Source organism: Shewanella vesiculosa, assembly GCF_009994065.1.
Lineage (GTDB): Bacteria > Pseudomonadota > Gammaproteobacteria > Enterobacterales > Shewanellaceae > Shewanella > Shewanella vesiculosa.
Genome location: NZ_JAACSD010000009.1, coordinates 15,731 through 39,143, shown reverse-complemented (window position 1 = coordinate 39,143; position 23,413 = coordinate 15,731). Strand labels below are relative to the sequence as shown.

Annotated in this window: 22 protein-coding genes; 10 read left to right on the top strand and 12 right to left on the bottom strand. The window is 42.9% G+C overall.

Annotation, left to right across the window (positions count from 1 at the left end):
* Positions 1-39 precede the first annotated feature (39 nt).
* From GW828_RS10935 to GW828_RS10920, 4 genes are all read right to left on the bottom strand, one after another.
* Entirely contained in the window at positions 40-1,353 is a 1,314-nt protein-coding gene (locus GW828_RS10935; RefSeq protein WP_182742637.1) for an amidohydrolase, read from the bottom strand.
* A 333-nt stretch (positions 1,354-1,686) separates the two neighbouring features.
* On the bottom strand, positions 1,687-2,325 hold the full coding sequence (locus tag GW828_RS10930) for a class I SAM-dependent methyltransferase (protein ID WP_182742636.1): 639 nt from the start codon (positions 2,323-2,325) through the stop codon (positions 1,687-1,689).
* Positions 2,326-2,372: 47 nt separating this feature from the next.
* A complete protein-coding gene (locus tag GW828_RS10925; protein ID WP_182742635.1) occupies positions 2,373-2,756 on the bottom strand; it encodes a hypothetical protein in 384 nt (127 codons plus the stop codon).
* A gap of 5 nt (positions 2,757-2,761) precedes the next feature.
* Positions 2,762-3,373: a tRNA-uridine aminocarboxypropyltransferase gene (locus GW828_RS10920; protein WP_124017420.1), complete on the bottom strand. Its 612-nt coding sequence runs from the start codon at positions 3,371-3,373 to the stop codon at positions 2,762-2,764.
* A 111-nt stretch (positions 3,374-3,484) separates the two neighbouring features.
* On the opposite strand from GW828_RS10920, the gene GW828_RS10915 reads away from it, so the two are divergent.
* Positions 3,485-4,444: a putative porin gene (locus tag GW828_RS10915; RefSeq protein WP_182742634.1), complete on the top strand. Its 960-nt coding sequence runs from the start codon at positions 3,485-3,487 to the stop codon at positions 4,442-4,444.
* Between the two features lie 82 nt (positions 4,445-4,526).
* Here the strand turns inward: GW828_RS10915 and GW828_RS10910 are convergent, their stop codons facing one another.
* Positions 4,527-5,732 carry a multidrug effflux MFS transporter gene (locus GW828_RS10910; RefSeq protein ID WP_182723054.1) on the bottom strand — a complete coding sequence of 402 codons (1,206 nt, stop codon included), beginning with the start codon at positions 5,730-5,732 and terminating at the stop codon, positions 4,527-4,529.
* Between the two features lie 126 nt (positions 5,733-5,858).
* Between GW828_RS10910 and GW828_RS10905 the strand changes: the two genes are divergently transcribed.
* Both GW828_RS10905 and GW828_RS10900 read left to right on the top strand, forming a co-directional pair.
* Complete coding sequence (locus GW828_RS10905; RefSeq protein ID WP_182723053.1) at positions 5,859-6,842, top strand: LysR family transcriptional regulator; 984 nt, start codon at positions 5,859-5,861, stop codon at positions 6,840-6,842.
* A 200-nt stretch (positions 6,843-7,042) separates the two neighbouring features.
* Positions 7,043-7,381, top strand: a complete 339-nt coding sequence (locus GW828_RS10900) for a hypothetical protein (RefSeq protein WP_182742394.1) — start codon at positions 7,043-7,045, stop codon at positions 7,379-7,381.
* A 272-nt stretch (positions 7,382-7,653) separates the two neighbouring features.
* On the opposite strand, the gene GW828_RS10895 is transcribed toward GW828_RS10900, so the two are convergent.
* The 4 genes from GW828_RS10895 to GW828_RS10880 form a co-directional block, all read right to left on the bottom strand.
* On the bottom strand, positions 7,654-9,930 hold the full coding sequence (locus GW828_RS10895) for a TonB-dependent receptor (RefSeq protein WP_182742393.1): 2,277 nt from the start codon (positions 9,928-9,930) through the stop codon (positions 7,654-7,656).
* A 55-nt stretch (positions 9,931-9,985) separates the two neighbouring features.
* Positions 9,986-10,270, bottom strand: coding sequence for a hypothetical protein (locus GW828_RS10890; protein WP_259395285.1), 285 nt, complete (start codon positions 10,268-10,270; stop codon positions 9,986-9,988).
* Between the two features lie 350 nt (positions 10,271-10,620).
* Complete coding sequence (locus tag GW828_RS10885; RefSeq protein WP_182742392.1) at positions 10,621-12,069, bottom strand: DUF4145 domain-containing protein; 1,449 nt, start codon at positions 12,067-12,069, stop codon at positions 10,621-10,623.
* Between the two features lie 31 nt (positions 12,070-12,100).
* Positions 12,101-12,823, bottom strand: a complete 723-nt coding sequence (locus tag GW828_RS10880; RefSeq protein ID WP_124017412.1) for a hypothetical protein — start codon at positions 12,821-12,823, stop codon at positions 12,101-12,103.
* A gap of 169 nt (positions 12,824-12,992) precedes the next feature.
* Here GW828_RS10880 and GW828_RS10875 point away from each other — a divergent pair, with 169 nt between their 5' ends.
* Both GW828_RS10875 and GW828_RS10870 read left to right on the top strand, forming a co-directional pair.
* Positions 12,993-13,538, top strand: coding sequence for a DUF2780 domain-containing protein (locus GW828_RS10875; RefSeq protein ID WP_273058932.1), 546 nt, complete (start codon positions 12,993-12,995; stop codon positions 13,536-13,538).
* A gap of 130 nt (positions 13,539-13,668) precedes the next feature.
* A complete protein-coding gene (locus tag GW828_RS10870; protein ID WP_124017410.1) occupies positions 13,669-14,118 on the top strand; it encodes a tellurite resistance TerB family protein in 450 nt (149 codons plus the stop codon).
* Positions 14,119-14,129: 11 nt separating this feature from the next.
* On the opposite strand, the gene yjeH is transcribed toward GW828_RS10870, so the two are convergent.
* Positions 14,130-15,413, bottom strand: a complete 1,284-nt coding sequence (gene yjeH, locus GW828_RS10865) for an L-methionine/branched-chain amino acid transporter (protein ID WP_182697702.1) — start codon at positions 15,411-15,413, stop codon at positions 14,130-14,132.
* Positions 15,414-15,586: 173 nt separating this feature from the next.
* Between yjeH and GW828_RS10860 the strand changes: the two genes are divergently transcribed.
* Positions 15,587-16,015 carry an Lrp/AsnC family transcriptional regulator gene (locus GW828_RS10860; RefSeq protein ID WP_124017408.1) on the top strand — a complete coding sequence of 143 codons (429 nt, stop codon included), beginning with the start codon at positions 15,587-15,589 and terminating at the stop codon, positions 16,013-16,015.
* Between the two features lie 42 nt (positions 16,016-16,057).
* Here GW828_RS10860 and GW828_RS10855 read toward each other — a convergent pair whose 3' ends face one another.
* Positions 16,058-16,891 (bottom strand): HDOD domain-containing protein, encoded by an 834-nt coding sequence (locus GW828_RS10855; protein WP_273058936.1) that lies wholly within the window; start codon positions 16,889-16,891, stop codon positions 16,058-16,060.
* 223 nt (positions 16,892-17,114) lie between these two features.
* On the opposite strand from GW828_RS10855, the gene menD reads away from it, so the two are divergent.
* Genes menD through menE form a run of 4 tightly spaced genes read left to right on the top strand, consistent with a single transcriptional unit; the run spans position 17,115 to position 22,265 of the window.
* On the top strand, positions 17,115-18,854 hold the full coding sequence (menD, locus tag GW828_RS10850) for a 2-succinyl-5-enolpyruvyl-6-hydroxy-3-cyclohexene-1-carboxylic-acid synthase (protein ID WP_273058937.1): 1,740 nt from the start codon (positions 17,115-17,117) through the stop codon (positions 18,852-18,854).
* On the top strand, positions 18,836-19,666 hold the full coding sequence (gene menH / locus GW828_RS10845) for a 2-succinyl-6-hydroxy-2,4-cyclohexadiene-1-carboxylate synthase (RefSeq protein WP_273058939.1): 831 nt from the start codon (positions 18,836-18,838) through the stop codon (positions 19,664-19,666). Before menD ends, menH begins: the two co-directional genes overlap by 19 nt.
* Positions 19,666-20,760, top strand: a complete 1,095-nt coding sequence (gene menC / locus GW828_RS10840) for an o-succinylbenzoate synthase (RefSeq protein ID WP_273058941.1) — start codon at positions 19,666-19,668, stop codon at positions 20,758-20,760. The genes menH and menC overlap by 1 nt, the downstream gene beginning before the upstream one ends.
* 2 nt (positions 20,761-20,762) lie before the next feature.
* Positions 20,763-22,265 carry an o-succinylbenzoate--CoA ligase gene (gene menE / locus GW828_RS10835; protein WP_273058943.1) on the top strand — a complete coding sequence of 501 codons (1,503 nt, stop codon included), beginning with the start codon at positions 20,763-20,765 and terminating at the stop codon, positions 22,263-22,265.
* 159 nt (positions 22,266-22,424) lie between these two features.
* Here menE and rpoH read toward each other — a convergent pair whose 3' ends face one another.
* Positions 22,425-23,282: an RNA polymerase sigma factor RpoH gene (rpoH, locus tag GW828_RS10830; RefSeq protein WP_124017402.1), complete on the bottom strand. Its 858-nt coding sequence runs from the start codon at positions 23,280-23,282 to the stop codon at positions 22,425-22,427.
* Positions 23,283-23,413: the final 131 nt, after the last annotated feature.

Sequence of the window (23,413 nt, the reverse complement as noted above, 5' to 3'; positions counted from 1 at the left end):
CTTTTGAGCTATCATCCAAAGGTTTATCTAAAATGGGTTTTATTGTGCGACGCTTAATGCGGTTAAGGCAACTTGCGTCATGGTTTGCACACCTACTCTCAAGGCACTTTCATCAACATAAAATGCGGGTGAGTGGTTGCTGGCAACTTGACTGATATCTTGGTCCGCTGGTGTCACACCTAAGAAAAAGAACATCCCCGGCGTTTGCAGCGCATAATACGAAAAGTCTTCCGCGCCAGTCATTAGCCCGGGCTCTATTAACATATTGTCACCCACCACAGAAGCAATAACAGGGCGCATTTTACTGACTAATTCTGGGTTATTAACGGTTACTGGGTAACCAGATTGGATAATAGTTACCGCCGTAGCACCTAGGGTTTTAGCCGCATTAGCAGCCACTTCGGCCAATTTAACTTTAATGTCGGCACGCATCTGTTGATCAAAGGTACGAATGGTTCCGATGAGCTCTACTTCATCGGGAATAATATTCGATCGAATTCCACCATTAATGGCCCCAAAACTCACCACTGCAGGTGCTTTGGTAATATCAACTTGGCGACTAATAATGGTTTGCACACTGTTAATAATTTGCGCTGATGCCACAATAGGATCAACACCACTCCAAGGACGCGATCCATGGGTTTGCTTGCCAGTAACCTTAATCGTAAATGAATCTTCACTTGCCATCGCGGGGCCAGAACGCAAGCCTATTACGCCAGAGGGCATACTCGACGTAACGTGCATTCCAAAGACTTGATCGGGTTTACGCTTGGCGAATAAACCTTGCTTGAGCATTAACTCTGCGCCGCCTTCTTCACCTTCTGGAGCACCCTCTTCGGCAGGCTGAAAGATAAACATTACGTCACCAGCCAAACTGTCTTTTACCTTCACTAAATTGTCGGCAACGCCCATCAACATGGCAACATGAGTATCATGACCACATGCGTGCATGACGCCAACTTTTTGACCGCGATAAGTATCGGTGACTTTAGATGCAAAAGGCAAATCAACGACTTCAGTTACGGGTAAGGCATCCATATCGGCACGTAAAGCAATTAAAGGCCCAGGCTTACCGCCTTTGAGTATCGCTACCACGCCGGTATGGGCAATACCGGTTTGCACTTCAAGTCCCAAGGACTTAAGGTGTTTTGCAATCACCTCACTGGTACGAAACTCTCGGTTAGATAATTCAGGATGTTGGTGAAAATCGCGGCGCCATGCAATCACTTTACTTTCGACTTCAGCGCTTAACTCTGCGGCATTGGGCACACTTGCTACGGTTGATGCACTGTAAACACTGGAGGCAAATAAGCTTGCAAATACTAAAGCGAGAGAGGTCAGGCGCATGTCCATTCCATTGGTTATTATATGAGTACAACAAAACTACCTTGAAATGACAATTTTGTTAAATTTTTTACTCAATTGCTAACAAGTCAATTGTATCTATTTATTAACGCGCAATGGTCGCGATTAAGCTTATGAACTTTCATTGGGCTTAAGAAGTGGGATAAGTGAGGGCAAATAACAATATTTGGCCTATTTCACATCAAACTTTACCCATAGTGAGCCTATTGCAAGTCAGGGCAGCATTATTAGTGATACTGAGGCCTGTCCAATAAAGATTGATATCCCGAGCTGATATTTATAACTCATCATGCAACTCAATCAACCATGATTGAGCCAATACTAACAAGCGGGCAGGTGAAAAAATACCACGTCGCTGTCGATCACCTCAAGCTGCCAGCCTTGTTGCCGCGCTATCCATTCAAAGGTTTCTAGGGCGTAAAAATTAATATGAGTCGGGTCGATTTTATAGTGCCAGTTGATAAACCCATCAAGGTCCGACACCCGCTTGGTCATCACGGCTAATATGCCACCTGGGAGCACTAATTGGCTTAATTGCTCAACTAACGTCTGTGCATCGGCAATGTGTTCAATCACTTCGGTTAAACAGACAAAATCATACTGCTGACTTAGTACTCGAGTATCTGGGTGATAAAACAAATCATAATTAGCAACGTTAATACCGTGCTTTGCAGCCATTTGACTTAATACTGCGCCTTCGCCGCAACCAAAATCTAATCCATTTGCATTTGGTTCTACGCGGGTCAATAACGGAGTTAAGGTGCGGGATAAAAAATGTTGATAACCCGCATCGGCAAAGTCGTTATGGTGGCAATCGTAGTGAGCTTTCTCAGCGGCTTCATCCCAATAAAACGCCGTTGGAACTGATACCATAAAACACTGCGGACAACGAACATAAGCTCTTTTTTTATCTTGATGAAAAGCTACTGTGTCATGGTGACATAAAGGACAAGACGACAAAGGGACGCTCCAAAATAAGCCAAATACAGATAATTAACGCACTCACACTATTCAGATTGAACAGGCTCAATACTGGTTTCTTTAGGGATTTTACGAGTTTGAGTTGCAGCTTCTTGCGCCTGTTGTAAATACTTCTGCTGACGGGTTAAACGCTCATCAGATTGGACTCGGGCTTTTTCGAGCTGTTGTGCTTCCCAGTCATTAGACTGCACTTTTGCCAATGCTTTTTGTTCACGTTCCGCGGTGGCTTTGGCAGCCTCACGCGCTTTTTGCAATTGTGTTTGTTCAAGTTCAGCCGACTCTTGACGTGCTTGCTCGCCCTTTTCAGCCAAAGTCATTTTTTTATGTGGCTTATCTGCCGCGACGGTAACGAATGCTAATGAACTCGCAGTAACGAGCAAAATCAATGAGCCTATCAGCTGATGTTTCATATGGTCTATCCTTTGAGTTTATCGCCGTTATAACGCTCACGAACCAGAGCTGGCATAGCCGTTAACTTATGTTGCACCATTGCGTTAAACACTGCAAATATTGGCGCAATGTCTGCTGCAGGATTTAATGCAACCAGAGTGTAGGCAGCCGCTTCGAGGGTTGACAGGCTGTCGCTGCGTTTCGCTTTACGAATAACATATTGCGACTCATCTTCACATTCTAGATGCAATGAAGGGTAATTAAGTAACCACGGATTGAGCTGCAACATTCGGTATGCTTTACGCCAAGTACCGTCAACTAAAATAATAATCGCCGCCTCACTCGCTCCAGCCTCGGCGACAGTTTGACTGTGCTCATTAGGGTAAACCACATAAATCGGCTTCGTTTGCGCAGCTAAATAATGTTGCAGCTCAATAAAGTCCGTGGCAGCCTCACCCACGTAAATTTTCATCTGCGGCATCACCAGCTTCAATAACCTCACGGTATTTTTAGCATGACCCACTTCAGATGGGTGCTGCATCACCACTACCTCGGTATTTGAAGATACCTGTTTGATCGCATGACACACGCAAGCCGACTGTGGATATTGGCAATATATACAATAACTTCTGCTCATTTTTTGCCTTATCTTGTTGCAAACATGTAAAGTTAAGTTCAATATGCTTGGCTTTACACCATAACATCTCAAGGAAGAACCACTATTATGACAGGAATTATGACAAGAACTATGACAAAGATGTCTGTGGCATTAATGCTCGCATTTGCCACAAGTTCCGTTTATGCCGCTCAAAATAATGCCTACCATCACGAAGCAGAAATCGGTTTTTTAGACTCATCAGGTGAAGCGGATGGCCTAGTTAACGCCAATTATCACTATTATTTTAAAGCGGTTGAACAAGCTGAAAAACCCTACGAATTAGCCGCGTTCTTTAATCAAGGCTCAACTATTTCAGCGCGTTATGCCAAGACTGACATCGAAGATTTATATAATATCTCTGGAGAATACGTTTTTGACTCAAAATGGTTTTTGGGGGCTGGAGTCACCCAGTTAAGTACAGATAATGCTGTATCTGACACCACAACATACGAGATTATTGCAGGATATTTTTTTAGCGAACACTCAAAGTTATCCTTGAACTACGCTACCAACTCAGAATCAAAATCTAACAATGGCGCATATCTAGAATATGAATTTGAATCATATTTTAGCCAAGATATTGATGCTATCACGTTAACTTACGAACATTTTATTCCATTACAATCAACCGCTGGAGTGTTTATAACTGGGGCTGTAGGTTATCAAAACCCACAATATACCAACAACGAAATTCTCACCCAAGTTGATGGACCTACTCCGACTATAGTGGAAAATTCTAAATTAAACTTTGAAAATGACATTTATACTGTTGCAGTGTTTGCAGATTGGTATATCAATAACGCATGGTCTGTGGGTGCGACTTACTACCGGGCAGATGTAAATACTGATTTCAGCAGCAGTAATATTGATGACTCAAATCAAAGTAGCCACAGCAACAACATCACTGAAACGGGTTTAAATACACGTTACTTCTGGCATTTTTCAGATGTGTTCTCGGCTAAGTTTTCGCTAGAACATTATTTCGAGAATAGTGAATATAATAGTGATTCAGAAACTAATTTTGGCGTAGCAATTAACGCCCGCTTTTAAGTCTCACCATATTGAGGCAAAAAAATACCCGCGGAATGTGGTTAGCATTCTGCGGGTTAAAGGTGATGTTACTAAAGCTTAATTAATCGTGTTGTAATTGTTCTTGATGCAAATGACTTAAGCGATTCATTGCCATAATAATCAGCAATACCGAACTAAAACCGCCCATCACTAGTGCGATGGCATAAGGCGCAGGTATATCGGTTAGTTGGATCAACGCCGTCAGTATTGATGCCCCACTCATTTGAATACATCCCAGCATAGCCGTCGCAGTACCTGCTCGCTCACCGAAAGCTGACAATGCCATACTGGTTGCAGGGCCAAGTAAAATAGCAAAGCCAACACACAAAATCATCATCGGAGCCATAAATGCTATTGCGGCGGCTAAGCCTGCTTGTGGACCGGCAAAGTAAACCGCTGCTTCAATAACCGCAGCAAGCAGCATTAACGACAAAGCTACCACTACGCCAGGTCTATTCCCAATACGCTTAACCAACACTGGAGCGGCAAAACACGCGACAATATTGATGGCAGCATTAAGGCCAAACAGACCACTGAAGGTTAATTCTGAGATGCCTAAGTGACCAATTATCCACACAGGTGAGTACGACACGTAACATAATATCGATGCCATCGCGATCATGCAGCAACTGGCATAAAACATAAAATGTGGGTCACCAATAACCGGCTTATAACGACTCCAACGGTATAAAGGTCCTGTGCTGTCGGTATTTAATGGACGCGTTTCAGGGAAACGGAACCCCACTAAAAACAACACAAAAATGGCATACAAAGCCATAAAAATGAAGGTAGAACGCCAGCCAAACTGTAAGGCTAATAAGCCACCAAATGTTGGAGCCAGCGCGGGCACCACACAAATGGCACCATTGAGATAACTGTACATCGACACGCTTTCTTTGCGGGAATAGCAGTCACGTACCGCGCTAAAGACCACAATAGAGGTTGAACATGCGGCTAACCCTTGAAAAACTCGAGCAATCTGCAACCATTCAAATTCAACCGAGTAAGCACCCAATAAACTGCTAATGCCATAAAGCACAATCCCAAATAACGCGACAGGTTTACGACCAAAACGGTCGGCGAGTGGACCAATTAAAATTTGCCCTACGCCCATCGCAAATAAAAATAACACTAAGGTGGACTGTACTTCACTGTTAGAGACACCATATTCCAATGCCATTGCAGGCATAGACGGCAGATAAATATCAATAGCTAATGGGCTTAATAGCACCATAAACATTAACAGTGGCAATAGGTTACGACGCATAAACTTCTTTCTCTTAAATTTTTAATGCACAAAGGTCACCCTTAATAGGGCGTTATAATAAGCCAAATGGAGGTATGAACGAAAATGATATAAAATCCAAAGTGAATTTCCATTTGAGAATATCACATGAATTTAGACAATCTGGCTCGGGTCGACCTTAATCTATTAGTCATTCTCCAAGTATTACTTGAGGAGCAAAGTGTGACTCGAGCAGCTCATCGATTGCATGTTAGTCAATCGGCGGTGAGTAAAAGCTTAAATCGTTTGCGAGAAACATTAGATGACCCACTATTTCAACGCACAGCGCACGGTTTAAAGCCCACGGCTCATGCAGATGCATTAAGACAGCAACTGCCGTTAGTGCTGCAAAACTTATATCAACTTACCCAGCCTCCCACTTTTTATCCCGCGACCAGTAACCGCCAATTCTCATTATCTATGGTTGAAAGTGCTTATGAAACCTTAATCCCCTATTTTATCGGGCCACTATTGCAACAAGCACCGTCAATAAAATTAGATTCCTATGTCTGGACCGAAAAATCTATGCAAGATCTACAGCAAGGGCAAATCGATTTTGGCCTGGCTGGCAGAGATATTTATCCACAAACTGATGTCAATATTGAAAAAGTACCCGAAGGTATAGAATCACAAACACTATTTAACGACCATCAAGTTTGCCTAGTGCGTAAAGATCATCCTATTTTACAGCAAGTAAAAGCGGGTCAATGGGATCAAGCTCACTACCTTAGCATGTCTCATGTTCAGGTAAGATGTGAAGGCAACGATTGGTGGGCTCTCGATTATCATCTGGCCAATTTAGGCTTACATCGTCATCTATCGACTACAGTACCAGACTTTTATGGTGCGGCCAGCGTCTGCGCGAATACTGATTTAATTTTTACCTTGCCATCAAGTTTTGCTCATCATGCTCAAAAGCTCTATTCACTGGTTTCTATTCCCTTACCGTTTGAATTTATGCCAATGGCTTATGTGTTTCTATGGCATGAAAGAAATAACCAAGAACCAGGGCATCAATGGTTTCGTAATATTATTTTCAACAGTGTCGAACGAGCTATCGCGAATCAACACATGAGTAAAAATGATTACTGATACTTTTACTCAATCCCGCTCAAGCGGGCTATTAGCAAGTATTTACCTTAAATAGTTGAGCGCCAAAGCGTAAACATTAACCGAATTTAACGTGACATATTATGTCTCAGCAATGCAGACTGTACTTTAAATCATCGTTACTGATTTATAGGTAACCTTTTTAGACCCCATTTTCAGGCTAAGTGTACCCAGGAGCTACTATGAGATTTAATCAATCATTCCACACTGCCAATTTGAAAAACAGGTTCACTAACATGAACCCTATTTGGACATTACTGATGCTGTTTGCCATCGCATTGACCACCATAGTGTTATTACCGTTTTTATTGTTGTTAGGCTTATTAAGCTTTATTACTTTACAGTTGCTAGGTAAAAAAATATTGCAGAGAAAACAAGCACAATCCCAACAAGGCGATATCTACCAAGGCCGTGCGGATGTGCAGCGCGAACAAACAGCGCCATACGCTGATATGTTCAGTCGTGCTAAGCCCAATCAATCACAACGCAATGGACGTACGTTTGAGCATCAAGCAGATTAACGAACCGCAGGTTGCGCGTAGTGAAGATCCATTAGCGGCTGCGATCATTAATCAACATGACCGCTGCCTAAGTTGATGTAACTGTTATCTTGATTATCGCTAATTGCCAAACGCAGCAGTCCTTTAGCACAAAGCGAATGTAGTGATAGCCCAAATGTGAGCAAGCGGCCTTTGCGCGGGTGATGAAGAGATCAAAATGCAAACTTAAAAATAAAGCGAAGTCAGAGACTTCGCTTTAGGATTAAGTTAATTTTGTATACAAGCAGTAAAGACTAAAAGTTATAAGTGACACCAAACATCACGTTACGGCCCATTAGCGGAGCGTAGTCCTTAAGTAATGAAGTATGTGGTCTTGCTTCTTGATTCAATAGGTTATTTGCTTTGACATAAAGCAACATATCACCCGAATTCGTGTATAAACGATAGGTAACCGCTGCATTTGCTAAAGCATAACCTGCTGTTTCAGTTTCATTTTCTGCTGTATCAGTTTGTTTACCATAACCAATCGCGGCAATTTCCGCGTGCCATTGCTGTTGATCATAGTTTAACGTTGAGCCTATACGCATAGGCGGCATGAGCGGTAAATTACCACCATCAACCAATTTGCCGCGAGTGTAATCACTGAACATATCTAACGACCAATTATCATTGAATGGGATAGTGGCCTGAGCCTCAAGTGAATATAACTCAGCATCACCTTGGGTAAATTGATATACAGGTAAATCACCTTCTGGATCAGCGCCAACAATATCAGAGGCAATTAAACCGGTATTTTTCTCGTAGTAGAAATTGTTCACTCTGTTATAAGCCATGCTTAATGAACCAGTCCATGCCCCCTCTAATTTACGTAAGGTTAGGTCGATATTATTCGCGATCTCTTTGTCGTTATTACCACTGTCAGTCATAATTTGACCGTTTACAATGGTAAACTGTGAACCGATCTCAAAGCTTTGCGTAGCATCATGAGGTCCGAAGCTGTAAAGCTCTTCGGCGGTTGGAGAACGCTGAGCTCGAGTCAAGGACAAACCTAAATTGTACGACGGTGCGAAATCCCAAACCATTCCTGCCGACAAGGTCAAATCATTGTCGACTAAATCTTCAGCTTGATAGTTTTGCTCACCATTAATGGTCTCTAAAATCATCCCCTCTGGCGCTAAACGATAATGTTCTATGCGTCCACCGAGTTCAAAACGAAAATCTCCGACTTTACGCTCCTGGACAATAAAAGCCGCCAAAGTATCTGTTTTACTGTTTGGCGTGAGCGCTTCCTCGCCCTCAACAGAAAAGTCACGGTGAACCATATGCAATCCCATGGTGCCTTGCCATTCACCCCAAGGGTTATTGTTCAGGCTTAAGCGCGCCTCACTTTGTTTATTAAAGAAAGTGGTGCCTGCAACGCCATCTTCTTCTTCTGAGTGTTGATAGTCAGTATAACCAGCATCAAAACGCAACTTACTAAAACCAGCAAATGGGTCTAATAAGCCGCTGTGTAACTGCCACGCAGTTTTCTTTAAATCGATGGTGATATCCGCAGCATCAGCCTCGCCGCGTCCAGGAATACCGTAGTTAGATTCGGTTCGAGCACCTGATACGCTGACAAATCCAGTATCTGCGGTATAACCAACACCAGCAGCATAGTCATCGAGTTTTAAGCTACTGTTATCGAGTTTGCCATGGGTTTCGGGCATATCGACAATTGCATTACCAGGGATATCAACATCATCGGTAACGCGATGAGTACCATCTAAATGCCAATTGAACTGACCATTGCCACCATCAATATCGCCGTTGAATGTACGACCATTACTGGCAGTATCGTAGCGAGTACCAAGTTGTCCTGAAACGCCATCGACAGGCGCCTCGTGGTATCGCTTATCGACCACATTGACCACGCCACCAATTGCGCCGTTGCCATAAAGCAAAGTGCCAGGACCGCGAAGAATTTCAATCTGTTGTGCCGATGCAGCCTCAGTGGTTACTGCGTGATCCGCAGATACAGTAGATGCGTCACCTACAGAGAGACCATTTTCAAGTACTTGCACACGAGGGCCGCCCATACCACGGATAATAGGACGACTGGCCCCAGCACCAAAGTGGGAAGCTTGTACACCGGGGAGTTTTTCTAGGGTATCGCCGAGCGTGGGTTCGATATTAAGTTTAAGCTGATCTTCGGTAAGTACACTTATTGGTGTGGTACTTTCGAGTGCCGAACGCGCAAGAGGTGAGGCAGTGACCACGATATTTTCCATTATGGCCTGCTTGAGTGAAACATCCTGTTTAATCACACCTGTAGTTATCTGCAAATCCTGATCAACATGCTTAAAATTATCATCACTTACGTGCAAATGCACATGGCTATTATCGGCAACGGTTAACTGATACTGACCTTGTGAGTTAGTCATTGTCCGAGGGCCACCATCAATGCTGACTTGAGCACCAACAATAGGTGTACCTTGTGGGTCGGTGACTTGGCCTTGTAGCTGCGCAGCCATAACCGGTGAACATACGCCAGCAACTGCTAGCGCTATAGAAGATAATGCAAGTTTCATTGTGCCTTTCCTTTAGATAAGCAAAAAATTATAAATTTTTATATTGTGATATTGCTTAAAAAAGGCAGGGAGGAGCACGAACATTGAAGTGACGTAATACCGACAAGCTAGGTTGTTGATAAGGTGTATGCGCAATATATTCCGGCTGTTGCAATCCCATCGGCGGCATGCGCAAAGATGATGGACCGGCATTTAGGTTATGACCAAAATCGCACACAATACAATGAGTATGCTGATGTTCCAGACCGTGCTCAGCAGAATGCAGCAGCGCGAATGATTGTATTACAATCAGCCATACGCCGAGCAGTAGCCATAGCCACTTTTTGTGAGTCTGAAACATTGAGTGAGTCATGATTATTCTACGGGTCAAATTCATCTTAATCGGATTATTATCCGAATGATTGATTTAATAGATCCTAATTTATGCTCTCACCCTACTTGATTTTTTAGTCTGTCGTCTAGTGGCTTTTAGTAACAAAACTTATTTAATACTCATTCCATTAAAAATCTGCTCAGTTAACAATGATTCAGCACTCTCTAGACAAATAACAGCATTGAAGGCTTTCTCTATCTAGCCAGCGTATTAAGCTGCGTAGTGTGAGTAATATCAGCAGCTAGAGTGTTAACGTTGAAAGGATTAACGGATTAATATCCATGATATTCAAGCATCATGCCCGCCAGCAACTTACCTTACAGAAGTAAGCTCTTGGCCTGTTGCAAGGTAATTAACTCTTCTTCAGTGGGGTTGAGTGCGATGACACTGTCAATCTGCATGGCTAATGATTGCCACAATGGCTCGATGACTTGTCGGTGTTCCTCATTAGCATGCGTTCTAGCGAGTGTGAGTAGATATGCGGCTTGTACTACATCGATACGGCCTAAAATACCGTCAGCTAACGCCACGCTTAACTCTATCATTGCACTCACATTGTGGCCGTACTTAATCGCCTGGTGTAAGTAATGTTCGGCCTTAGTTCGTTGTTGTTGGCTGGCATTGTCATCGTGCAAAATATCACTGCCACAATGTAGCATGGCATCAACCTGCCCTTGCTCAGCGGCTTCGTTCATCCATTGCAGGCTTGCAGGTACGTCTATATCACATCCTAGCCCTTCGACTAGCATCAAAGCTAAATGATATTGGGCATTAGAATATCCGGCTTTCGCGGCTTTATTCACCCATAAAAATGCATCTTCAAATTGTTGGGTTTGATAAAACAACACTCCAAGATTTGACATGGCCTCAGCATTTTCAGCATTGGCGGCAAGGGTTAATAAACGCTCGGCTTGGAGCAGATCAACACTAAATTGAGAGCTGCCAACAAGGTAGAAAAACCCCAGTAATGCTTGTGCTTCGACAATGCCTTTTTCGGCAGCCTTAGCAATAAGTTGCTCACCTTCAATTGGATTTGGATGACCACAATATCCATGTAATAAGCTCACACCATGTTCAAATAATGCTGCTTGATCCTGAGTGGATGCTAAAGCAAACCAATAACCCGCTTGTGCAAACGCGTCCGCGGCAGAGTTTCGCGTTGATGTTTTTTCTGTCATTGAATCAACATCATTAAACGTAGAACGAGCCAGTAATACTTGGGCTAAAGCCTGTTCCTGCTCTTGTAGCATTAAGCCTTTGGCTTTTAGAGACATGCCAACTAAATACTGCGCTTGCGCGTCGTTATCCATCACTGCGCGGTAACATAAATCACGCCCAGCAAATGAGTCAAAAGCGTCAAATTGATACCTAGGTGCTGATTGCTGTACTAATGGGTACAGTTTTTTAATCAATTGCAAAATATGCTCAATCGACTTTTCTGCAATCGTCACGAGTTGTGCTTGGGTTAAATGGTATTTTTCTGGATGGGCACCACGGTTACCGTCACTGCGAAGCCGATGTAATGCGCGCACAGCTGGCGGATCGATTAATCGTGCTTGATGTAATTGTTCAATTCGGTCGTACAAATTAGGGCTAGTGAAAATAAGCCCATGGGGAATGGCGAGTTGGCTAGTGAGCTTATGGGTAAAACTGCGTATATACACTAGCGCTTGAGTAGGAATATCACGAACATAACTTTTGGCTAAACGATAATCGTCGCTAAGCTCAGTAGAGAAACCATCAATAAACTCAATATCATTTAACAATGGTCTCTCCTTTTTGAGTGTCTACAAGCTATTATCCCTCGGTGATGTCAGCATCCGCAGTTTTACGATTGACCATATACAATCTAAACAAAGCGATGTTAACAAACAAACCTAAGAATGAAAAAGTCGCTTCTACGATAAGTTGCAGTGGAAAGCCAACTTGCATCGCGACTTGTGAAAACATGCCAGCCAATAAAGACAATGGCACGTATAGCATTAATACTGCAATGGTTTTAATCGTGATAGGGCCACTGAATTTAAAGCTGCTCTTAATCGCTTCAAGGGGCGTTAAACGTTCAACCACTACCATAAAGTTCACGTATGCAAGCCGAGAAAACAAATATAAGCTGACTAATAAACCAATTAACCACAACGGGCCAAATGCAGCAAAAATCATTACCGGCGCTAAAATGGCTAAGCCAGAAAATACACCAGCTAATAATAATGGTGGTACAAATGGCAAGCTAGCCTTCAATATTTGTCCCGGCGCAAGATCATGCCCTTGAGAGCGTAGCTCTAAATAGAGTGTTAAAGCCGCAATTAAAAATGAAAATACTAACAACAGTACCATCATTGCCGCAGCATGAACTGCGCCAAATTGTGGGTTTTCAGCATCAGCCTGCATCATTTCATTACCTAGCCAAAGTTGGATAGCGACTTGGATTAATAGTAATGGCAATGTCAGTATGGCAAGCTGACGGATGTGGTTTCGAAAAAAGTTAAATGCTTCAGTCAAAATTGCAAACAATGACATGTGGGTTCCAGTAATCTATTAACGACAAATATTGCGCTTAGGATACCCAAAAAAAAAGCATTTTGCACAAGTCTAATGAGCAAAAATCGTGATCACCTGTCGCATTTATGTAAATCAGGCTAAAATGACCCGAAGTTTAGACATTGAATGGCATGATAGGACACTCACTATGAAATTAGCATCCGCATTACCGGTACTGGTTACCTTATTGATATTCTCGGCACCGACATCTGCAGGCTGGTTAGATAACGTGACTGAAATAACTAAAAAACCAGCAACAGAACAAGCTAAAGCCATTGCACAGCCAGCAGCATCAGAGCAATCAAGTGCATTAGTGAGCAGCGTTATGTCGCAACTTGGATTATCTCAAACTCAAGCTGAAGGCGGATTAGGATCATTGCTTAATTTGGCCCAAACCAATTTAGGTAACAATGATTTCAGTCAGCTAAGCAACAGTATCCCCAATGCTGATGGGCTAATGGCTGCGGTACCTGCACTATCATCAGATAATGGTATGTCGGGATTATTATCAAAAGCAGGTAATTTAGGCTCTTCGTTACAAGGGAGCGCTATGGTATATGATGCTTTTGAAAAACTCGGTATATCAAAAGACTACATTGTACCTATGGTTGATATCGCTAAAAACTATCTTCAGCAAAGTGGTGGTGAAGGCACAGTGGATTTATTAATGAAAGGTCTAGGTTCAATCTTATAACCTGCTTTCAAGAGCCTAACTTGTTAACCCAAGCAACACTTGGGTTAACATAATTTAATCCCAAGCTATTCGCTTGGGATTATCATTTTTGCTAGCATCAAAATGAACAGTAATATTGGACAGCCTAATTATGATCGCAAAACTAAAGCACTTTATCCAATCCCATACTCAAGAAAGTAGCCCAGAAGACAAGGTAAAACACCTCAATCTTGCTGCAGCAACGCTGTTGCTTGAAGTTGTCTATGCAGATGAACACTTGGCATCGTCGGAAGCCGCTTTGCTACCCGCAATGCTGGTTAATACACTACATATTAGTGCAGATGAAGCCTCTGAACTGATCAATGAAGCTAAACTCAGCCGCCATAATGCCACCTCATTATTTGAGTTTACCACTGAGATCAATAGTCAGTTTAGCGTTGAAGATAAGCAGAAACTACTGCTTGCGATGTGGAAATTAGCCTATGCCGATGGTGAATTGTCGCAATATGAAGACCAAATTATTCGCCGCACAGCTGATTTACTGTATTTAAAACACAGTGAACTGATTCAAATGCGCAATATCGCCATGGAAATACGTTAAGTCATGGCCAATTAGCCTTGGGTATTACTCATTAAATACTTACGCGTAAGATGGGCTTTTTGCCAAAACATAAACGGCGCAATCACTAACACCAATACCGTGGCGTAAATCATATTACTGCCAAGGGCAATGCCCAAACCAATACAAAACACACAACCTGCAATAACTAATGGCAAATATCGTTTACTGAGTAATTTAGCCGCTGACAACATCGCCAGTAAGTAAATAATCACAAAAACGCCATTGCTCCATGCAATTAAGTCTTCTAATTCTTGCGAGCTAAAATAGGTAACAACAATCACCACCGCCATTGAGCCCAAAATCGCAAACAAGGCTCTAAAAGGGACTCCATGTGGGTTTAACTTGTCGAAATAGCGCGGCAAAATACCTTCTTTACTAAAACTCCACAATAAACGGGCGGCACTGGCAGCATAGACATTGACCGTGGCTAAACCGCTGGCTATGCCTAAAATACCAATAATATAGGCGCCATATCCACTGAGAAAAGTGTTTGATAATAAATAATCAAATGCCGATATCATGGCTAAGCCGGCACCCTCTGTTGGCACCATGAGAAGTAAAAACGTGCAGGCTAAGTAAATAACCCCAACCAATACCGTGCCCATCATCATGGCAGGCAGCAAATCTTTATCCGGCTGACGAAAATCACTGGCCAAATGCGTCATGGCTTCGATGCCTAAAAAGCTCCAAAAACCAATGCCCATGGCTAACATCACCCCACTAAATTGCGGATGGCTACTGTGGGCAAAGTTTTCTAGCTGCCCAACATTTAAGCCACTGGCTCCAAATAATATTGCCACAACCGCAACAATCAATAGTGTCAGCATAAACTGTAACTTTGCCGACACTTGAATACCTTTAATATTGAGCAGCAATAACACAGCAACAATCAATAACTCTGCGACTAATTGACCTAGCCCTGATATTGATATCAGTGCTTCTAAAAATTGAAAGGTCATCAAAATTGCAGCAGGTGCCCCAATGGGGATAACTAATAAAAAGATCAGTCCAATGGTTCTCCCTGCGGTTGCACCAAATGCCTTTTCAATAAAGTAAGCAGGACCAGAAGCATGAGGAAAACGACTGGCTAACAAACCAAATACTAATGCGACAGGGATAATTGCTACCGTTAAGAGTAACCATGCTAATAATGAGGCTGAACCCGCTACCTCTATAGTCATTTGCGGTAAAATAAATACCCCGGTACCTAACAAAGTGGTGGCCATTAAGCCTGCACCTTGCCAGCGGCCTATTGTTGCATTCATTTGATTCATTATTTTATTCTTACTGAAATAGGTGGCGACATTATAAGGCCAAACAGCAAAACATTCTGCGGGTTAATTGGCTCAAGTTGCTTTACTAAACCGACATAATGACGGAAAAGTGACAACTTTCCATCATAATGACAGAATAGAACGATAGTACTCAATTACTGAGATATAAATCATTGGATAAATTTGATAAAGCGATTGTAAGCGAATTACGCCTCAATGCTCGGCAGAGCATTTCGTTTATTGCCGAAAAAGTGAGTTTATCGCGCAGCGCTGTGACAGAACGAATCAAGAAGTTGGAGCAAACGGGTGTTATCCGTGGTTATCAGGTTTTACTGAGTGAGTCGCAAAAGCAAGGGGTATCAGCCTACTTTGAAATTCAGCATCGTTGCGCCCGTTGCGCTGAAGTGATTCATATTTTTACCACAATACCGGAAGTGATTACCTGCCAAGGCATTACAGGAGACATGGATTTACTGGTCTATGTACATGCTAACTCAATGCAGCGATTACATGAAATCCGTGAATTTATCGATGCTCAGGCTGACATAGTCAAAATAAAAACTCATGTGGTATTAAGCGAGTGGATTAACAATCAAGCATAAAAAAGCTCTGTATAAACAGAGCTTAATAGTTAAGTCTCGTGACTAGGCTAATTGTTTACCTATCTCTAAACCCTTACCGCGTAATTCATCGAATCGGTCGGCTAATCCATCCATATCCATCTTGATGATACCCGCTTCATGGTTGGCCTTTTCGGCTAACCAAGCGGTAAACGATTCTTCATCTCGATCATCATCCCAGTGACGAAAGACTTGGTGCGATAAATAAATCACCGAAGCAAGTTTAGATGCAGGTTTTGCCGCTAACGGATCTCGTTGATATTGAATGCCTTGTACCAATGATGGCGTAAATTTCCAGGTCTTAGCTAATAATGCCCCGACAGCAGGAGAGTCAAAACCGAGTAATTCGGTTTCAAGTTGCTGCTTATCCCCACCCGCTTGCACTGCGAGTCGAATGTTAGCTGACATCTTAGGCTCAACGACAGCAATTAATAAATCGCCAATATTATGTAAAATTGCGCAGGTAAAGGCTTCATCTGGAGGAACACCACAGCGCTTAGCCATTTCTTGCGCATATAGCGCCTCTTCAAATGTCTCGCCCCAAAAATCAGCTAAGTCAACACCATCAACATTGGGAATGGCACCAATTACCGCAGAAGCAATAACTAAGGTTCGTAAGGTTTGCATGCCTAAGCGGATCACGGCTTCATCTATACTGCCTACTTCGCGGCTTCGCCCAAAATGGGCAGAATTAGCGAGTCTTAATACCCTTGCACTAATTAAAGGATCTTGAGCAACTTTCGCAGAAATACTTTTTACCGTGCTATTGTCATTGTTTACCGCATCTAACAGCTCACTAACCGCTTTAGGTAAACGGGGTAATTCATCGACTCGTTTTAATAATGCCGCTGATTCCATATTTATAGTGTCCTTGTTGTTATTGTTTTTAATGTCTTATTTAAATCATATTAGTAACTGTAGTACAACAAAAATAAAACAAGACCGAATATGGCTGCTGTTTGATTGAAACGTTAAGCATTTTTTTCGTCATTTTTGGATAAAAACCTGCACTAAATCTTAGATGTAACGCTAACTTAGCGTTACACTAATATTCGATTATTTATTTGTAATATGAGCCGATATGCAACAACAAACCAGCGCCGATATGAATTTGTTATGGGGTCAATTGATCTTGGAGGAACTGGCACGCTTAGGAGTTAAGCATGTCTGTATGGCACCAGGTTCTCGCTCTACTCCGTTAACATTGGCCGCTGCGAGTCAAACCTTACTGACACGCCACATTCATTTTGATGAGCGTGGATTAGGATTTATGGCCCTCGGACTGGCAAAGGCCAGCAATGCGCCTGTCGCCATCATTACCACTTCAGGTACTGCGGTGGCAAACCTTTACCCGGCCATTGTAGAAGCATGGTTAACCCATGTGCCGTTGATTATTTTATCGGGTGACAGACCGCCTGAATTGATTGATTGCGGTGCTAATCAAGCGATTATTCAGCCCGCCATATTTGCGCAATACGCCAAGCAAGTTAATTTACCGACGCCTGATCTGGGTTATCCGGCGAGTGCATTACTGAGTACTATTGATCACGCTGTGGCCAACCAGCATCAACCAGTACACATAAATTGTATGTACCGCGAGCCTCTATACCCCGCAGAATTGGTCACATTAGCTCATGTGAAGAAAACGGCTAGTGTAACAACATCAACGTATCTTGCGCCCTTAAACCAATGGTTTGAAACCACAAAGCCACTGACTCGTTATGCTCGTCCAGCCAGTGCTGAGTTACCGTCTACCGACACCTTAATGCGCTTTGTTCATGGTAAAGGCGTGATAGTAGTAGGAACTTTAGCTCCAGAGGATAATGCTCAGCAAATCGTCGCATTAGGGCAAAAGTTGGGCTGGCCAGTATTGGTCGATGCGCAATCACAATTACGCCAGCATCCTGGGGTAATTGGTCACGTTGATCAGTTATTATTAAACGCTAAAGCCAACAAACAACTTGAACAAGCTGAGCGGATATTAGTGTTTGGTGGGCGCTTTATTTCCAAACGATTAATTCAATATATTGCCCAGCAAAATTGGCATAGCTATTGGCAAATAGGTAAGTACAGCGATCGTTTAGATCCGGCCCATCAAGCTAAAGATTTTTTCCAAGCCAGTGTTCAAGCCGTATGCCAGCTACCTTGGCCACGCTCATCACAGGCCAACTGGGCATTAGCATTATTACCGCTAAATGAGTCGATAGAGTCGCTACTGAAACAACAAATAGACAATACAACCTTTGGTGAAGCGCAAGTGATACGTGCAATCGCTTTAGCGCAAACAGACCAAGATGTACTGTTTATTGGTAATAGTTTACCGATTCGCCTCTACGATATGTATGCGCCAATTGCCACTAACACACCGGCAATTTATACCAATCGTGGCGCGTCGGGTATTGATGGTTTAATTGCCACAGCTTGTGGTATTGCTGCAGATAAAAATGCACCAACCACCCTAGTTATGGGCGACTTGTCTTGCTTGCATGATTTCAATTCATTGGCACTCTTGAAGCAAATGACTCAACCATTTGTGCTGGTTATTATCAATAACGATGGCGGCAATATCTTTAATTTATTGCCTGTGCCTAATGAAAGCCTGCGTAATGATTTTTACCGCTTAAGCCATGGTTTAGAGTTTGGCTATGGTGCCGCCATGTTTGGTTTGGCATATCGACAAGCAGATGACATTGAATCGTTTAATCAAGCTTATCATGAAGCCTTTGAGTTCAATTGTGCGTCAGTCATTGAAGTTAATGTCAGCCCAACACAAGCGAGCGATCAAATAACGCAAATCAACCAATGGGTGAAACAACACTAATGGTGATGATCCGTCGTTTTGGCCAACCACAATTACCCGCATTACTGATGCTGCATGGTTTTTTGGGCAGCAAAGACGACTGGTCTATTTTAATGCCACGTTTAAGCCAATATTTTCATTGTATTTGTATTGATTTACCTGGTCATGGCGAGAATATCGACACTTTAGACTCGCCGGGGTTGCACCAAGCTGCAAAGCTGATCGTCAATAAAATACATGCCATGGGCTATAGGCAGTTTCATTTACTCGGCTATTCTCTTGGGGGTCGAATTGCACTGCATATTGCCGATGACTTTGCAGGTTCACTCTTAAGCTTAACCCTCGAATCTGCTCATCCAGGTTTGCAAGACCCTCAGCAGCAAGCGGCTCGATCACAAAGCGATAACCTGTGGGCGAACAAACTCAAGTATTTACCCATAACGGACTTTCTCAGCCTGTGGTATCAGCAAGCTGTTTTTAGCGACTTGAGTAAACATCAAAAACAACAACTTATCGCTATACGGCGGATTAACGATCCCCAACGCTTGGCTAATTGCTTTATAACAACCTCACTGAGCTTGCAACAAGACTGTCGAACGGTGCTTGAGCGCCTTAACTGCCCGTGTCATTTTATTTATGGTGTAGATGATAAAAAGTTTGCACAAGTTGCTATCGATTGGCAGGCTTCACTCGCCGATTCTGCTCAACACTTACAGCTAAAGCCATTGCATGCCGCAGGGCATAATATTCACAGCCTGCACCCTGACTTATTTACCGATACCTTACTGGCGTTATTATGCCCAGAACCGTTAACCGGTTTAAAGGAGCAATAATGTCATTACTTGACCACTTAACCATCAGCCGTTGTAGCCTGTATCAGTATCAAATTGAGCTTACCCCTTATTTACCTGTAGGTAAGCAACGAATTGATTGTCGTAAAGGCTTGGTGCTCGAGATCCAACTCAATAACCAGCAAACAGCTTGGGTTGAAATCGCGCCACTGTCAGGCTTGGACATTAATAGCCAAGTGATCAGCGGGTTTAGTCAAGAATCCCTTGCTGAGGTGCAATGGCAACTGCAGCATGTGTTAGGAAATTTAATTGATCAACCCTTGGCGATATTAAATGACATGGCCCAGCAGATGTCGCTACCATCGCTAGCATTTTCATTGAGCTTATTGGATGCAAAACTAACTCATAAATTGCCTATTCGCATCGATAATCCTCATACACAATCAGCTGTAGTTCCATTACTTTATGATGGTATGTCAATCGAGGTTATGACCCAAAAGCTCCTAACACAAGGCGACATAAACAGCGTTAAAGTTAAAGTGGCTCAAACCGACATGGCAAGCGAGATCCAATTTGTGTATCAAATACTGGCTATCGCACCGCACGTCACTTTACGTTTAGATGCCAATGCAGGCTTTAGTCTTGAACAAGCTATCGACTTTTTAGCCTGCTTACCCAAACACAAAATTGAATATATTGAAGAGCCTTGCATTAACCCTAACGATAATCGACAAATATATCGCCAATTAGGGATTAAATATGCGCTTGATGAATCACTCAACTCGCCTCAGTTTGATCTAGATGTCGCCTTACAACAACCCGGTTTAGGCGCATTAATCATCAAACCCATGTTATTGGGTTCGCTGGAGAAATTGCAAAATATGATAAGCCAAGCTCATCTTGAGGGGGTACGTTGTATATTAAGCTCAAGCTTAGAAGCGAATATGGGCATTAACGACTTACGCTTGGTAAGCCAAGCTTTAACCCCTGATGAGTCACCGGGCCTTGATACATTAAGCGCCTTTACGCAGCCCTTGCTGTTGGCTACATCAGAACTATCACCGCAACTCAATGATCAAGTACTAGAGCCGCTGATGCATATAGGCCATGCTCGTGACTCAAACAAGGTGAATTAATCATGATGTCACCTTTGCATCAAGCAGGGTTAAATTACCCGAACGCCATTGCCATTGAAGAGGCCACTTTAGACCAAGATGTGAACTCTCGGATCAACTACGCTCGCTTAAGTGGTTTAGTCCATCATGTAGGGCAACAATTACAAGCTCAAGGCGTCAAGCAAGGCGACATAGTCGCATGTTTATCCCACAATAATATTGAGATGATCTGTCTGTATTGGGCCTGCGTTGATGCTGGGTGGGTATTTTTACCTCTGTCGCCTAGATTTGCCGATATGCAGATCAATCAGCTTATTGAACGCTTTGATCTGCAATGGCTCTGGACCGATACTCCCACCAGAAAAACGCTAATAAAAATCCGCCATTGGCTCGATATTGATCTGCCTAAAACCTTACCTCAAGGCGCCAGCCACAGCGCTGAAATATCACCCCATATAGCTTCAAACATTATTCTCACCTCTGGCTCAAGTGGCCCACCAAAAGCAGCGGTCCATTGTTTAAACAACCATCTGAGAAGCGCCAGAGGGTCTGCGAGCTTCATTGCTCTTAAGGTATCTGACACTTGGTTATTATCATTGCCACTATTTCACATTGGTGGTTTAGCCATTATTCATCGCTGCACCTTAGCCGGCGCCTGCATTGTGCTACGAAATTCCGCACAGCCACTGGCTGAGCAACTGACTGACAACCATATTACTCATGTGTCATTAGTGCCCACCCAAGCGATTCAGATACTGCAACAGCAACCTGATGCATTTGCCCATATCAGCGCCTTACTTTTAGGTGGTGGCGTCATAGAACCCGCTCTTATTGAGACGCTAAAGCAGCAAAACATTAATGCTTACACTAGCTATGGTATGACAGAAATGAGTTCGCAAATTACCACAGCGAAAGCGAATTTATTAGGCCATCATGGGTATCCTTTACCTTCGAGACAGCTTAGCTTGAAAGATGGCGTTGTTTACGTCAAAGGCGAGTGTTTATTTTTAGGCTATTTAACCGAGCAAGGGTTAACCTTACCATTAGATGATCAAGGCTGGTTTTGTACCAATGATAAGGGCCAATTAGATCCTGAAGGGCAGCTCAGTATTTTAGGGCGAGTGGATAACATGTTTATCTGTGGCGGTGAAAATATTCATCCAGAACAAATTGAAGCTGTGTTATTGAGCCATCCAAATGTCGCCCAGGCAATTGTATTTGCAGTAACCGATGCGACGTTTGGTCACTTACCTGGCGCTATTATTGATTATTGCGCAGTAGACAATAGCCATAACGTTGGGAGCAACCATAGCCACCATTGTGACCATAATAAAATGGCGATCGATATAGACGTTGTCAACTTGCAACTGAGTCAGTTAGTAGAATCAACACTGGCACGCTTCAAGCGTCCTAGGCAGTTTTTTACCTGGCCACAAAATGTGGTTTCAAGTGGGTTAAAAGTGCCAAGAAAAAGCATTATTGCGGCAATTCAACAGCAGATAAACGCATCAAAAACAGCGCAGTAATTCATAGCGATACCCTAAACAAAGTGGCTATCAGCCATAGCAGTTTATTAGACTCACGTTACCTGCAACAGATAATGCCGCGTAAACGACACTGCAAATTTTAGCCATAAAAAAACCTGCCGTAGCAGGTTTTAATTGAGCAACAAACAGGCTGGAGTATTACTCCATGCAAGATTTAAGCTTGTTCATGGCATTTTTTTCTAGCTGTCTAATACGTTCAGCAGACACTTGATAAGTCGATGCAAGCTCTTGCAAGGTGACTTTATTATCATCTAACCAACGCGCACGTAATATGTGCTGACTGCGTTCATCTAAGGTTTTGATAGCTGATAATAAACGTGCTTGAGAATCAGCTTCCCAATTAGCATGTTCAACCTGATCGGCCAAATCTGAAGAATGATCTTCTAGATACAATGCTGGGGCAAAATCATGATTATCATCATCACTGTCATTGGTTAAGTCAAAAGCCGGATCTTGGGCTGCCATCCGCGACTCCATTTCGGTCACGTCAGCTTTCGATACTCCCAAATTCTCCGCGACCATAGTCACTTCAGCGTCACTAAACCAACCTAAACGTTTTTTAGATTTACGAATATTAAAGAATAACTTACGTTGTGCTTTTGTGGTCGCAACTTTCACAATACGCCAGTTTTTCAACACGTATTCATGAATTTCAGCTTTAATCCAATGCACGGCAAAAGACACCAGACGCACCCCGACATCAGGGTCGAAGCGTTTAACCGCTTTCATCAAGCCGATATTACCTTCTTGAATAAGGTCCGCCTGCGGCAAACCGTATCCTGAGTAACCTTTGGCAACATGCACAACAAAACGAAGATGGGACATAATTAGTTGCTTTGCAGCATGTAGATCGCCATTTTCTTGTAAACGCTTGGCGATGTCGTACTCGGTATCCGCATCCAACATGTTAATGCTGGTCACAGACTGGATGTACGCTTCTAGACTGCTAGTGCTGTGTGGTACAGCCAGCGCCATTGATTGCGTTTGATAAGTCATTCGCTCTCCTACTACATTCAAAAATATATTTCAGCTAACTCAATACGATGAGTCGAGTCTGTTAGTTCACAACACTATCAGCTAACAACACTGAAGTTGAGAAAGAAACGAGGCTCACTCGATTTAGCCGA

Coding starts and splice junctions, on each gene's coding strand:
- GW828_RS10935 (WP_182742637.1), bottom strand. CDS start 1,353: ATGGACATGCGCCTGACCTCTCTCGCTTTAGTATTTGCAAGCTTATTT.
- GW828_RS10925 (WP_182742635.1), bottom strand. CDS start 2,756: ATGAAACATCAGCTGATAGGCTCATTGATTTTGCTCGTTACTGCGAGT.
- GW828_RS10920 (WP_124017420.1), bottom strand. CDS start 3,373: ATGAGCAGAAGTTATTGTATATATTGCCAATATCCACAGTCGGCTTGC.
- GW828_RS10915 (WP_182742634.1), top strand. CDS start 3,485: ATGACAAAGATGTCTGTGGCATTAATGCTCGCATTTGCCACAAGTTCC.
- GW828_RS10910 (WP_182723054.1), bottom strand. CDS start 5,732: ATGCGTCGTAACCTATTGCCACTGTTAATGTTTATGGTGCTATTAAGC.
- GW828_RS10905 (WP_182723053.1), top strand. CDS start 5,859: ATGAATTTAGACAATCTGGCTCGGGTCGACCTTAATCTATTAGTCATT.
- GW828_RS10900 (WP_182742394.1), top strand. CDS start 7,043: ATGAGATTTAATCAATCATTCCACACTGCCAATTTGAAAAACAGGTTC.
- GW828_RS10895 (WP_182742393.1), bottom strand. CDS start 9,930: ATGAAACTTGCATTATCTTCTATAGCGCTAGCAGTTGCTGGCGTATGT.
- GW828_RS10890 (WP_259395285.1), bottom strand. CDS start 10,270: ATGTTTCAGACTCACAAAAAGTGGCTATGGCTACTGCTCGGCGTATGG.
- GW828_RS10880 (WP_124017412.1), bottom strand. CDS start 12,823: ATGTCATTGTTTGCAATTTTGACTGAAGCATTTAACTTTTTTCGAAAC.
- GW828_RS10875 (WP_273058932.1), top strand. CDS start 12,993: ATGAAATTAGCATCCGCATTACCGGTACTGGTTACCTTATTGATATTC.
- GW828_RS10870 (WP_124017410.1), top strand. CDS start 13,669: ATGATCGCAAAACTAAAGCACTTTATCCAATCCCATACTCAAGAAAGT.
- yjeH (WP_182697702.1), bottom strand. CDS start 15,413: ATGAATCAAATGAATGCAACAATAGGCCGCTGGCAAGGTGCAGGCTTA.
- GW828_RS10855 (WP_273058936.1), bottom strand. CDS start 16,891: ATGGAATCAGCGGCATTATTAAAACGAGTCGATGAATTACCCCGTTTA.
- menD (WP_273058937.1), top strand. CDS start 17,115: ATGCAACAACAAACCAGCGCCGATATGAATTTGTTATGGGGTCAATTG.
- menH (WP_273058939.1), top strand. CDS start 18,836: ATGGGTGAAACAACACTAATGGTGATGATCCGTCGTTTTGGCCAACCA.
- menC (WP_273058941.1), top strand. CDS start 19,666: ATGTCATTACTTGACCACTTAACCATCAGCCGTTGTAGCCTGTATCAG.
- menE (WP_273058943.1), top strand. CDS start 20,763: ATGATGTCACCTTTGCATCAAGCAGGGTTAAATTACCCGAACGCCATT.
- rpoH (WP_124017402.1), bottom strand. CDS start 23,282: ATGACTTATCAAACGCAATCAATGGCGCTGGCTGTACCACACAGCACT.